This window comes from Collinsella sp. AF37-9 (genome assembly GCF_003475115.1).
Classification (GTDB): Bacteria; Actinomycetota; Coriobacteriia; order Coriobacteriales; family Coriobacteriaceae; genus Collinsella.
On record NZ_QROQ01000025.1, the window covers coordinates 25,665 to 36,828 of the forward strand.

Sequence of the window (11,164 nt, forward strand, 5' to 3'; positions counted from 1 at the left end):
TTTGTGGTGGTTTCGCATCGTGGTACCATGGTTCATATCGTTGTTTAAACGACTAAGGGAGTAGACACCATGGAAGAGGCCTATCGTCAAGCGCGCAAGCGCGGCGAACAGGGACGCCGTCGCGCCATCAGCCAAAGCGAGCATCCATATCTTACGGACCTCGACAGCTTGGTCGCCCAGCTTCCCTGCGGGCAGCGCGAGAACATCGGCCTGCGGGACATTCCGCTCGAAATGGTCGTCGGCACGGTTACCAAAGGTCGCCAGTCCGCCTTTTCGTGTAACTTTATGCCGCTGCTCCCCTGGAATACCGAATTCGCCCGCAAATGGTCCAACCTCTACGATATCCAAATCTCCGAGGGCTACCGCGACCCCATCATCGTCACCGAGTTCATGCACCGCTTTTACGTCCAAGAGGGCAACAAGCGTGTCAGCGTCCTCAAATTCCTTGACGCTCCGACGGTTTCGGCCAAGGTGACGCGTCTGTACCCCGGTAAGTGGGATTCCGTCGAGAGCCGCCTGTACGGTGAGTTTTGCGCCTTTTGGTACGTATGCCCCCTGTACGAGATTGAGTTTTCGCGCGAGGGCAGCTACGAGATGCTTGCCAAAATGCTCGGCCAAGATCTTGTCGAAAAATGGCCTCAAAAGAAGGTCGACTACCTACGTCACACCTTCCTGCTCTTTAAGCGCGCCTATCTTCGCGCGGGCGGCGACCACTTGGACATTACGCCTGCCGATGCTATGCTCGTCTACCTCAACGTCTACAACCAGGACCGTCTGCTGGATACGCCGACGGATATCGTCGTCAACCGTCTGTGCAAGATTTGGCGCGAGCTTGTCATTGCCGGCAAAAGCGACGAGGACAAAGTCGATCTTGTCGAAGCGCCGCAGCCCAACGAGAAAGAGGGCGCACCGACAAAAGCTACCTCGGGCGTGCTCAACTTCTTTATGAGCAAGACCGTCTACTCCACTGCCAATCCCATGCGAATCGCCTTTATCCACGAGTTTCCCTGTGCCACGTCGAGCTGGGACAGCCTACACGACCAGGGCCGCCGGTATCTTGATGAGCACTTTGGCGGCATCGTGCGCACCGAGGCGTTCGAGGACTGCCACGATTCGGACGTGTTCTACGCCGCCGTCGAGACAGCCGTAAAGCACGGGGCGAACGTCATCTTCTCGACCTCACACCGGCTCATGGAATACACGCTCAGGGCGTCAGTCGAGTATCCCCAGGTGCGGTTCCTTAACTGCTCAATCGGCCTTCCCCACCAAAGCGTCCGCTCGTACTTTGGAAAGATGTACGAGGCCAAGTTCCTACTGGGCGCCCTTGCCGCCAGCATGGCCGACAACCACCGTATTGGCTACCATGCGTCGGTCTTCGCCTCGGGCGCGCTGAGCGAAATCAACGCCTTCGCTATCGGTGCCTCGCTGCTCGACCCTCGTGCGCAGATTATCCTCACTTGGGGAGATGTTCCCGCCGGCGGTCTTGCCGAAGCCATGTGTCGCGAGGGCGTGAGCGTCATGACCGGCGCCGATATGTCCAAGTCTCTCGAGGACCCCACCGCCTACGGGCTTCACCGTCTGGTAAACGGCAAGGAAGTTACCGGTATTGCTATGCCGGTATGGAACTGGGGCCGTTACTACGAACTCATCGTACGCAGCCTACTGCACGGCACATGGGACGAGACCGCCGATGACCAGCAGGTGCGCGCCGTCAACTACTGGTACGGTATGAGCTCCGGCGTCATCGATATTCGCTACGCTCCGGGCCTACCCTATCAGACGCGTAAACTTGTGCAGCTGCTTCGCAACGGCATTGTCGAGGGCTCCATCAACCCATTTGGCGGCGAGCTCCACAGCCAGGACGGCGTGGTTCAGATTGAGGGCTTCCCTCCCCTGCCGAGTACGCAGATTGTCGAGATGAACTGGCTGGCTGACAACGTTATAGGCTCGATTCCGCAGCTCGATAACGAGCCGGAGGTCCGTGCCCTATGAATATCCTAGCCATTGCCGATGTAGAGGAGCGCTGCCTGTGGGAATGTTTTCGCAAGGAGCGCTTTGAGGACGTTGACCTGATTCTATCCGCAGGCGACCTGGATCCGGACTATCTTGAGTTTTTGGTCACTGTCATCAACAAACCGCTTGTGTACGTTCGTGGCAACCACGACGACCGCTACGCGCGCCATGCACCGGGCGGGTGCATTTGTGTTGAGGACAGCGTATATGTGTACCGAGGTATTCGCATTGCGGGTCTGGGCGGTTCCATGCGCTACCGCGACGGCGCGAACATGTATACCGAGCGCGAGATGGCAAAACGCATGCGCAAGCTATCGCGAAAAATCGCACTGGTAGACGGATGCGATATTCTACTTACCCATGCACCCGTCGCAGGCATGGGCGACCTGGACGACCTGCCGCATCGAGGATTCGAGTGCTTTAATGCGGCTCTTGAGTCTTGGGGTCCCGACTATATGATTCACGGGCATGTGCACCAAAGCTACGGCCCCAACTTTCAACGCGAGCGCCAACACCCATGCGGAACGCAGATTGTCAACGCCTGCGGCTATACCAAGATCGAAATTGACGAGGCGCGCTACCCCACGCGCGGTTGGAAGGCCGCTTGGCTCAACTCGCAAACCATGCGCCGCGAGCTCAAACGCCACGAAGCAATCGAGTCTTCAACCGCCAGAACCCCCTGGTAACTGCCAACAACCACCACGAAGGGGATAGGCACCTTTATGGTGGTTTTGCTGACTCGTCCGACCTGTCCATCACGGTGCTTGTGTAATTAACGAGAACACTCATTGTTTTGTAAGGACGGCGCTCACGTGCCGTCTTTTTTTGTCAACTTATGCAGTCTCGACCGTGTTGTATGTAGAGGGACCTCGCGAGACGCCTTCCCTATATCCACCACGACCAATTGGAGGTGACACTATGCCTGCACGCCGTAACCGCAATAGCACGCTCCGATGCGATGCCGATCAGATCGAGCGGGAAGCAAAGCGCTTGGTCGACACGTATTCCGACCTCATCCTTCGATTGTGCTATTCGGCCCTTGGATCCGCTGACGACGCTCAAGACATCTGCCAGGACACGCTGATCAAGATTCTCCAACGCACTCAACCGTTCGACTCGCTCGAACACGAACGTGCTTGGGTGATCCGAGTCGCACTGAACGCATGTCGCGATATCGGCCGTACGCACGCGAATCACCCGGTTGTCGACCTCGATTCGCTCCCCGATTTCTGCGCACCCGTAACACATACCGAGCAAGAATTCGCGCAACGCGACTGCGCCATTCTTTCCGCTGTCACGGCCCTGCCTCAAGCACAGCGCATCGCCATCTTTTTGCACTACTACGCAGGCATGAGCATCAGGGAAATCGCAGACGCCGTTCACGCGACGCCAGCTGCAACCGCCCAGCACCTTAGCCGCGGACGTGCGTCACTTCGGCTTTCCTTGAAAGGAGACCACAATGACTACGAATTCGAATGACTATCGCCACGCCCTGGAGCACATTTCGTTTACCGATAATGCGAAGCAGCACATGGCAAACTCGATTGCTCAGTCCGTCGCCTCAAGCGATGCGGCGACCGCTCAAAGCAACTTTAATGGCACGCGACGCAAGCCGCGCATCGCCCGCCATCCCGTAAGAACAGTCGCTCGCATTGCCGCTGTAACGGCAGTCCTCGCTATCGTCATTGGAGGCGCTGGCACGGCTATGGCAACAGGCGTCCTGCCGCTTCCTTCTGACATGCTTTCCGACATCTTTGACGGACCTGCTTCTCAAACCGAGATCATCGACCGTATTGGCCGGCCCGTCGGTGCTAGCTGCTCCAACAACGGAGTCACCGTGACCGCCGACGCCATCATGGGCGACAAGGATATGGTTACCATCGCCTATACGCTTACGTTCGACGATCCCGCTGCCCTGAAAAAGCTTTCCGAGCCGGGCGAGAACGGAACTATCGCCGGAAGTGTCGATGGAAACGTATACGTTGATGGCGAGCATGGCGGCCAAGGCCAATCATGGCTCATTGACAAGAACCCCAATGACTCCAGCATTCAATACTTTGCACAGTTCAGCGTTGAATCACCCGGCCTTATGGGCAGGACCGTCCGCACGCATATCAACTCTCTCGTTGTGCCACGTGCTGGCAAAGAGCTTCCCGAGTATAAGAAAATACTTACGGGCCCATGGGATCTTAAGTTCCAGCTGAATTACGAAGATACATCCGTTACGATTCCCGCGCCCAAATCGGTCAACTTTAACGGCACCAAGGCGACGATTCAAGAGGCCACCGTATCCTGCGTTGGCGTTTCAGTCCGCTACAACATAGATCGTTCCATCGAACACGACAACAACAGCGGCAAGATGTCTCAAAACATGGAGGAGTCTATGGATGCCGTTGGCAACATACCCCTCATCGTGACGTTCAAAGACGGTCATGTTGAGGACGCAACCAGCCACAGCGGCTATTTCGCAAATAAACTGGATAACGGCACCACTGATGTCCACAAGACCTGGCCGTTCTCGCAAGTTTGTGACACAGACAAGATTGCAAGCGTACAAATTGGCGATACGGTCATTCCCATGAATTCGTAACGCTACGCGGCTCGTATATGCACCCGGTTCCGCACTTCGCGTCTAAAGATGCGCTGTCATCGAGCAGCGTGAGCGCAAGGCCGCCCGTATGGTCGGCTGGGAACACCTCGCTGCGCTAAAAACCACCACGAAGGGGACCGGCACCTTTGTGGTGGTTTTGCTGACTCGTCCGACCTGTCCCAACGGCTTGTCTCAATCTGTAACAGGTAGGGCCCAAATAATCGGTTAGCTGTTACAGATCGAGACAGACCACGGATGCTCGGCCGAAAATCTCAATCTGTAACAGGTAGGAACGATTTTGCCCCTTAGATGTTACAGATTGAGATATTTGACAGCTTGAATCGGCATCGCCTACAGCGCGGCGACGACCTTGTCGCCCATCGTCGTGGTGCCGAGGATCTTATCTGCCGGGGTGTTGACATCGGCGATGTCACGGGTGCGCCAGCCCTCGTCGAGCACGCGCGCCACGGCGCTCTCGATCCACGCGGCTTGCTCGCCCATGTCGAGCGCGTAGGTCAGCAGCATCGCCACCGACAAGATTTGAGCCAGCGGATTGGCCACGCCGAGCCCCGCGATGTCAGGAGCGCTGCCAGCGCTCGGCCCAAACAGCGATACGCCATCATCCAGCGAGGCAGAGGCAAGCATACCGAGCGATCCGGTAATCTGAGCCGCCTCATCGGACAGGATGTCGCCGAACATGTTCTCCGTCACCACGACGTCAAAGTCTGCCGGTCGACTGATGAGCTGCATGGCGGCGTTGTCGACGAGCAGGTCCTCAAGCTCCACGTCGGAGTACTCCTCGTCTTGCACGCGATGCACGATCTCGCGCCACATGCGGCTCGTCTCCAGCACGTTGCGCTTATCAACGCTCGTCACCTTGCCGCGACGTTTGCGCGCCGCCTCAAATGCCTGGCGCGCAATGCGCTCAATCTCGTACTCGCGATACTCCATCACGTCGACCGCACGCTGACCGGCCGCACCCGCAGCGCCCGCGCAGGTCACGGATGCGGGCGCCAAAGTCCCACGGCATGTTGTAGCCCATCGTATCGGGGATGTTCACGACCGTGGCACCGGCCTTTACGGCCGCCTCGATAATGCGCACCAGAAACTCCTGATCGGAGCGGCCGGCATCCTCGGCATAAAACTCAACATCGTCAACGAACTTGCGAGCATGTTTGACGGCATGGATCGCTCACTCAATTGCCCTTTCCTCAGTCATATGGAGCTTGTCGCGCAGGTGACTGGTGCTCACACCCAGCCCTGTATGGATACGGGGCCTCTGGGCCGTTTTGAGCGCCTCTGCAGCCACTTCGATATCCCTGTCGACAGCGCGCGTCAGGCCGCATACCGTGCATCGGTCGCCCGCAATCTTGCCAATCTCCTGTACGGAGCGAAAGTCACCAGGACTCGAGATGGGAAAGCCCGCCTCGATAACGTCCACGTTCATGCGCACCAGCTGGCGGGCGATGAAGAGCTTTTCCTCGGTATTCATGCTGGCGCCCGGCGACTGCTCACCGTCGCACAGGGTGGCGTCAAAGATTGTGATTTTGCGGCTTATATGTTCCTCCTGATTGACCGTTTTATGACAGATGGCTTTCAGGAGAGAGAGAAGGCCTAGAGATAGAAAAATACCCGTGTCGCTCATCACGCCTGAAAGCGGCAGACGATAGCGCACCCGGGTACAACAAATCGTTATAGCGAGATTACAACCCTAGCGCGCTATCCAATCTAGTAGCGCTAGGCCTAGGAGCTGTTGCGTGTTCTTAAACATGTTGGGCTCCCTTCGGCCTCGGGTAGTACTACATCGCGCTAAAGTACAACACAAGTAAAACCACCACAAGGGTGCCTGTCCCCTTCGTGGTGGTTTCGTTGACTCAAAAGCAAGAGACCCGGTCCTGCACGAGGCAGAACCGGGTCTCTTTAGCAATGCTTGCTTTGCTCAGGCAGTAACTGTTAGTTACTCAGCCAGGAAGTCGCGCTGGATAGCGGGATCGACCTTGACGCCAGGGCCCATGGTGGAAGACACGGAGATGGACTTGACGTACTTGCCCTTAGCAGAAGAGGGCTTGACGCGCAGGATCTCGGTGTACAGGGCAGCGTAGTTCTCGACGAGCTGCTGCTCGGTGAAGGACTTCTTGCCCAGGGGCACGTGGCAGATGCCGTAGCGGTCGGCGCGGTACTCAACGCGGCCAGCCTTGAGCTCGGAGACCATCTTGGCGACGTCCATGGTCACGGTGCCGAGCTTGGGGTTCGGCATGAGGCCACGGGGACCAAGGATCTTACCGATGCGGCCAACCTTGGCCATCATGTTCGGCGTAGCGATAGCGGCGTCGAAGTTGATCTCGCCCTTCTGAATCTGGGCGACAAGCTCGTCGGAACCGATGATGTCGGCGCCGGCAGCCTCAGCCTCGCGGGCCTTCTCGCCCTCGGCGAAGACGGCAACACGAACGGTCTTGCCGGTGCCGTGGGGCAGGGAGATGGAACCACGGATGTTCTGGTCAGCCTTACGAGTATCGATGCCCAGACGGAAGTGGGCCTCGACGGTCTCGTCGAACTTGGCGGTGTCGAGCTCCTTGATGAGCTTGGCAGCCTGAAGGGGGGTGTAGAGCGTGGCGCGGTCGATCTTCTCGGCAGCGGCGTTATAGCTCTTACCATGCTTAGCCATGTGCATTACCTCCTGTGGTTAAACGGGCGTGAGCCCTCCCACATCGTATCGTGTGCCCTATTGCACACATATAACGCGCGCCCCGGTCGGAGCACCCGTCATTACCTAAAGAAATAGCTACTCAGCGATGGTGACGCCCATGGAACGGGCGGTACCGGCGATGATCTTCTTGGCGGCGTCAATGTCGTTGGCATTGAGGTCCGGCATCTTGATCTCGGCGATCTTGGTGAGCTGCTCCTGAGAGAGCTGACCGACCTTGTCGGCCTGGGGCTTAGCGGAACCAGACTTGAGGTTCAGCTCCTTCTTGATGAGGTGAGCCGCCGGCGGGGTCTTGGTGATGAAGGAGAAGGACTTGTCCTCGTAGACAGAGATCTCAACGGGGATGATGTCGCCCTTCTTGTCCTGCGTCTCGGCGTTAAAGGCCTGGCAGAACTGCATGATGTTCACGCCAGCAGCGCCCAGGGCGGGGCCGACGGGAGGAGCGGGGTTAGCTGCACCAGCAGGAATCTGGAGTTTAATGACGTTGGCAACCTTCTTCTCAGCCATGGTCATTCCTTTCGAATCACGAGTGTGAAGTACTTGCTATATCGTAAGCACGCACGTGTTAGAAGCACTCCTGAGATGAGCAGTCACAGAAGAAGCACGCTCGCGCGAACGGACAAAAACTTAAGCGATGACAGCGACCTGGTTAAAGTCGAGCTCGACCGGCGTCTCGCGGCCAAAGATCATCAGCGTGACCTTGAGCTTGCCAGCCTCGGTGTTAACCTCGGAGACCTTGCCATCAAAGTCGGTAAGCGGGCCATCGGTGACGCGGACGGACGTGCCGACCTGAATATCAACCGAGGTGCGCTTGGGCGAATCGCCCTTACCGGGACGACGAGTCATCTTATTGTACTCGTCACGGGAAAGCGGAGCGGGCTTGCCGTTGCCGCCCAGGAAACCGGTGACGCCAGGCGTGTTGCGAACACACGTCCAAGCATCGTCATCCATCTCCATGCGGACCAGGACATAACCCGGGAAGATCTTGGAATCCTTGGTCTCGCGCTTGCCACCCTCTTTGATCTCGGTGACGCGCTCCATAGGAATCTCGATATCAAAGATACGGTCCTGCATGCCCATGGTCTCGATGCGATGCTCAAGATCGGACTTAACGCGGTTCTCGTATCCAGAGTAAGTGTGAACGACGTACCAACGCTTAGACATGGTTTAGCCCCTCAATCCAGAGAACAGAGCAAGAGCCTCGCCAAAGCCAGCATCGAGCAGAGCGATGACGACGCCGACGACGATCAGAGAAGCGCAAACGACGACCGAGTAGTTCATGAGCTCCTTCTTATCGGGCCACGTGACACGCTTCATCTCGGACTTCACCGAAGCGAAATACTTCTTGGTGCGGGCGAAGAAACCAGGCTTCTCGTTCTTCTTAGACTTCGCAGCCTTCTCGCTCTTCTTGGCAACGGCCTTCTTGGCCTCAACCTTGGAGTTGGCGGCAGCGTTGTTGGCAGGTGCCGGCTGCTGTGCCTTCTTCTTGTTCTTCTTGTTGGCCATTTGGGTTACCTCCGCGCAATGCGCTTATACATGAGTAAACCGTAAGCCCCCAAGTGGGAGCTTACGGAATAATGACTGGCACGCCAGGAAGGACTCGAACCCTCAACACTCGGTTTTGGAGACCGATGCTCTACCAATTGAACTACTGGCGTATATGACTAGAGACTAGCGAGTCTCTTTGTGCAGCGTGTGGTGACGGCACCAGGGGCAATACTTCTTGATCTCCATACGATCAGGCATGGTCGACTTGTTCTTGGTGGTCGTATAGTTGCGGCGCTTGCACTCAGTGCACGCAAGAGTAACTAGAGTACGCATGTATCCTGAACCTTTCATTTCCGCCCCGTACGGGCACGAGTTGTTACTTTATCAGCTCCACGTAAGTGCTGTCAATGAAAACCTCGAGTCAATTGGTTCTCGGTGGATCCATTCATATTTGGAACACATCAATGAAGCCATCGAGATCTAATCGACGGTGCATCCAGGACCATTATCGATCCTCTCGACACCAGCAACGGCTCAACATCCATTGCAGAAAAGAACCCGGCACCCATATAAGTGCCGGGTTCTCTAAGTCAGCTATATCAAAGAGCTAATTTACTCAATGATCGTGGAGACGATGCCCGAACCGACGGTGTGGCCACCCTCGCGGATAGCGAAGCGCAGGCCCTCCTCCATGGCGATCGGGTGGATGAGGTCGCCCTCGATGGTGATGTGGTCACCAGGCATAGCCATCTCGGTGCCCTCGGGGAGCTTGACCGTACCGGTAACGTCGGTGGTACGGAAGTAGAACTGAGGACGATAACCATCGAAGAACGGGGTGTGACGGCCGCCCTCCTCCTTGGTCAGAACGTAGATCTCACCGGTGAACTTGGTGTGCGGGGTAACCGAACCGGGCTTGCAGAGAACCTGGCCGCGCTCGATGTCCTCGCGCTTGATGCCGCGGAGCAGCAGACCGACGTTGTCGCCAGCCTCGCAGAAGTCCATGGACTTACGGAACATCTCGATACCGGTAACGACGGTGTTCTGGGTATCCTTGATGCCGACAATCTCGACGGGCTCGTTGAGCTTGAGCTCACCGCGCTCGACACGGCCGGTAGCAACGGTACCACGGCCGGAGATGGTCATAACGTCCTCAACGGCCATCAGGAACGGGAGGTCGTTGTTACGAGCAGGCGTCGGGATGTACTCGTCGACGGCGTTCATGAGCTCGCGGATAGCGTCCATCCACTTGGCGTCGCCCTCGAGAGCGCCCAGAGCGGAACCACGGATGACGGGGATGTCGTCGCCGGGGAAATCGTACTCGGAGAGGAGCTCACGGGTCTCCATCTCGACGAGGTCGATGAGCTCGTCATCGTCGACCATGTCGCACTTGTTCAGGAAGACGACGATGTAGGGAACGCCAACCTGACGGGCGAGCAGGATGTGCTCGCGGGTCTGAGCCATGGGGCCGTCGGTAGCGGCGATGACCAGGATAGCGCCGTCCATCTGAGCAGCACCGGAGATCATGTTCTTGACGTAGTCAGCGTGGCCCGGGCAGTCAACGTGAGCGTAGTGACGGGCAGCAGTCTCGTACTCGACGTGGGAGACGGAGATCGTAATGCCGCGCTCGCGCTCCTCGGGAGCCTTGTCGATGTTCTCGAACGCAGTGAAGTCAGCCTTGCAGCCCTCGGTCTCGGAGAGAACCTTGGTGATGGCGGCGGTCAGCGTGGTCTTGCCGTGGTCGACGTGACCAATGGTGCCGATGTTAACATGCGGCTTAGTGCGCTCAAACTTCTCTTTGGCCATAAAGCCCTCCTCTAAACAGGTCGTCCCCGGACGGGACTTTGCCTTTATACCATAGTGGCCTCTCAACATACTATTGAGAAGCCACCGTGTTACCTATGGTAGCGGTGACTGGATTCGAACCAGTGACGCCACGGGTATGAACCGTGTGCTCTAACCAACTGAGCTACACCGCCGGATGGAGCCTGCAACCAGACTTGAACTGGTGACCTCTTCGTTACCAACGAAGTGCTCTACCGACTGAGCTATACAGGCACTTGACGGGTGGGAGCTATAGGATTCGAACCTATGTAGGCAGAGCCAACGGGTTTACAGCCCGTCCCCATTAACCACTCGGGCAAACTCCCAATCGTTCAAGTATCCGCAGGTCCTTTGGTCTTTTGGACCGCCGCCCCCGCGAACGAAAAAGATAATACGATGCAACCTTGGGGGCTGTCAACGAAAACCTCTAAATACACGGTTCCGGGCGTATCTATATAGCCGTGACCTGCGGTTTTGTTGAGTTTGGATGTGAAGGACGGTGGAGGTAGTGTCGAGAAAGTTGGTGTAGCGTCCGATCCGAAGCGAGT

The 11,164-nt window shown here is 57.1% G+C and carries 11 protein-coding genes, 4 tRNA genes and 1 pseudogene; 4 read left to right on the top strand and 12 right to left on the bottom strand.

Going from position 1 to position 11,164, the window contains the following annotated elements; all coding sequences use genetic code 11:
- Nucleotides 1-69 precede the first annotated feature (69 nt).
- The 4 genes from DW024_RS07860 (at nucleotide 70) to DW024_RS07875 (ending at nucleotide 4,603) form a co-directional block, all read left to right on the top strand.
- Entirely contained in the window at nucleotides 70-1,992 is a 1,923-nt protein-coding gene (locus DW024_RS07860) for a BMP family ABC transporter substrate-binding protein (RefSeq protein WP_118377409.1), read from the top strand.
- The gene (locus DW024_RS07865) at nucleotides 1,989-2,699 is read left to right on the top strand and encodes a metallophosphoesterase (protein WP_117646062.1); all 711 of its coding nucleotides are present in this window, start codon (nucleotides 1,989-1,991) and stop codon (nucleotides 2,697-2,699) included. Before DW024_RS07860 ends, DW024_RS07865 begins: the two co-directional genes overlap by 4 nt.
- 232 nt (nucleotides 2,700-2,931) lie before the next feature.
- On the top strand, nucleotides 2,932-3,492 hold the full coding sequence (locus DW024_RS07870) for an RNA polymerase sigma factor (protein ID WP_117583099.1): 561 nt from the start codon (nucleotides 2,932-2,934) through the stop codon (nucleotides 3,490-3,492).
- Nucleotides 3,473-4,603 carry a DUF4179 domain-containing protein gene (locus DW024_RS07875; RefSeq protein ID WP_117635373.1) on the top strand — a complete coding sequence of 377 codons (1,131 nt, stop codon included), beginning with the start codon at nucleotides 3,473-3,475 and terminating at the stop codon, nucleotides 4,601-4,603. Before DW024_RS07870 ends, DW024_RS07875 begins: the two co-directional genes overlap by 20 nt.
- A gap of 351 nt (nucleotides 4,604-4,954) precedes the next feature.
- Here the strand turns inward: DW024_RS07875 and DW024_RS07880 are convergent, their stop codons facing one another.
- From DW024_RS07880 to DW024_RS07935, 12 genes and pseudogenes are all read right to left on the bottom strand, one after another.
- Complete coding sequence (locus tag DW024_RS07880; RefSeq protein WP_226790685.1) at nucleotides 4,955-5,620, bottom strand: isocitrate/isopropylmalate family dehydrogenase; 666 nt, start codon at nucleotides 5,618-5,620, stop codon at nucleotides 4,955-4,957.
- Nucleotides 5,529-6,248: pseudogene (locus tag DW024_RS07885) on the bottom strand (hypothetical protein). The gene DW024_RS07880 and the pseudogene DW024_RS07885 overlap by 92 nt, the downstream one beginning before the upstream one ends.
- A 312-nt stretch (nucleotides 6,249-6,560) precedes the next feature.
- Nucleotides 6,561-7,268, bottom strand: a complete 708-nt coding sequence (gene rplA / locus DW024_RS07890; RefSeq protein ID WP_117736544.1) for a 50S ribosomal protein L1 — start codon at nucleotides 7,266-7,268, stop codon at nucleotides 6,561-6,563.
- Between the two features lie 117 nt (nucleotides 7,269-7,385).
- Nucleotides 7,386-7,814, bottom strand: coding sequence for a 50S ribosomal protein L11 (gene rplK, locus DW024_RS07895; RefSeq protein ID WP_022093893.1), 429 nt, complete (start codon nucleotides 7,812-7,814; stop codon nucleotides 7,386-7,388).
- A 120-nt stretch (nucleotides 7,815-7,934) separates the two neighbouring features.
- Nucleotides 7,935-8,471, bottom strand: a complete 537-nt coding sequence (nusG, locus tag DW024_RS07900; protein ID WP_006234984.1) for a transcription termination/antitermination protein NusG — start codon at nucleotides 8,469-8,471, stop codon at nucleotides 7,935-7,937.
- A gap of 3 nt (nucleotides 8,472-8,474) precedes the next feature.
- Entirely contained in the window at nucleotides 8,475-8,813 is a 339-nt protein-coding gene (secE, locus tag DW024_RS07905) for a preprotein translocase subunit SecE (RefSeq protein WP_118334088.1), read from the bottom strand.
- Nucleotides 8,814-8,889: 76 nt separating this feature from the next.
- Nucleotides 8,890-8,965, bottom strand: a tRNA-Trp gene (locus tag DW024_RS07910).
- Between the two features lie 13 nt (nucleotides 8,966-8,978).
- Nucleotides 8,979-9,128: a 50S ribosomal protein L33 gene (gene rpmG / locus DW024_RS07915; protein WP_022093895.1), complete on the bottom strand. Its 150-nt coding sequence runs from the start codon at nucleotides 9,126-9,128 to the stop codon at nucleotides 8,979-8,981.
- A gap of 279 nt (nucleotides 9,129-9,407) precedes the next feature.
- Complete coding sequence (gene tuf / locus DW024_RS07920; protein ID WP_117563790.1) at nucleotides 9,408-10,598, bottom strand: elongation factor Tu; 1,191 nt, start codon at nucleotides 10,596-10,598, stop codon at nucleotides 9,408-9,410.
- Nucleotides 10,599-10,694: 96 nt separating this feature from the next.
- A tRNA-Met gene (locus DW024_RS07925) sits at nucleotides 10,695-10,771 on the bottom strand.
- Between the two features lie 3 nt (nucleotides 10,772-10,774).
- Nucleotides 10,775-10,850, bottom strand: a tRNA-Thr gene (locus tag DW024_RS07930).
- Between the two features lie 10 nt (nucleotides 10,851-10,860).
- Nucleotides 10,861-10,942: transfer RNA gene (locus tag DW024_RS07935), tRNA-Tyr, on the bottom strand.
- Nucleotides 10,943-11,164 lie beyond the last annotated feature (222 nt).

Bases quoted from the DNA above. Each gene is read 5' to 3' on its own strand.
- secE (WP_118334088.1), bottom strand. From the start codon at position 8,813: ATGGCCAACAAGAAGAACAAGAAGAAGGCACAGCAGCCGGCACCTGCC.
- DW024_RS07865 (WP_117646062.1), top strand. From the start codon at position 1,989: ATGAATATCCTAGCCATTGCCGATGTAGAGGAGCGCTGCCTGTGGGAA.
- rplA (WP_117736544.1), bottom strand. From the start codon at position 7,268: ATGGCTAAGCATGGTAAGAGCTATAACGCCGCTGCCGAGAAGATCGAC.
- DW024_RS07875 (WP_117635373.1), top strand. From the start codon at position 3,473: ATGACTACGAATTCGAATGACTATCGCCACGCCCTGGAGCACATTTCG.
- rpmG (WP_022093895.1), bottom strand. From the start codon at position 9,128: ATGCGTACTCTAGTTACTCTTGCGTGCACTGAGTGCAAGCGCCGCAAC.
- DW024_RS07860 (WP_118377409.1), top strand. From the start codon at position 70: ATGGAAGAGGCCTATCGTCAAGCGCGCAAGCGCGGCGAACAGGGACGC.
- tuf (WP_117563790.1), bottom strand. From the start codon at position 10,598: ATGGCCAAAGAGAAGTTTGAGCGCACTAAGCCGCATGTTAACATCGGC.
- DW024_RS07870 (WP_117583099.1), top strand. From the start codon at position 2,932: ATGCCTGCACGCCGTAACCGCAATAGCACGCTCCGATGCGATGCCGAT.
- nusG (WP_006234984.1), bottom strand. From the start codon at position 8,471: ATGTCTAAGCGTTGGTACGTCGTTCACACTTACTCTGGATACGAGAAC.
- rplK (WP_022093893.1), bottom strand. From the start codon at position 7,814: ATGGCTGAGAAGAAGGTTGCCAACGTCATTAAACTCCAGATTCCTGCT.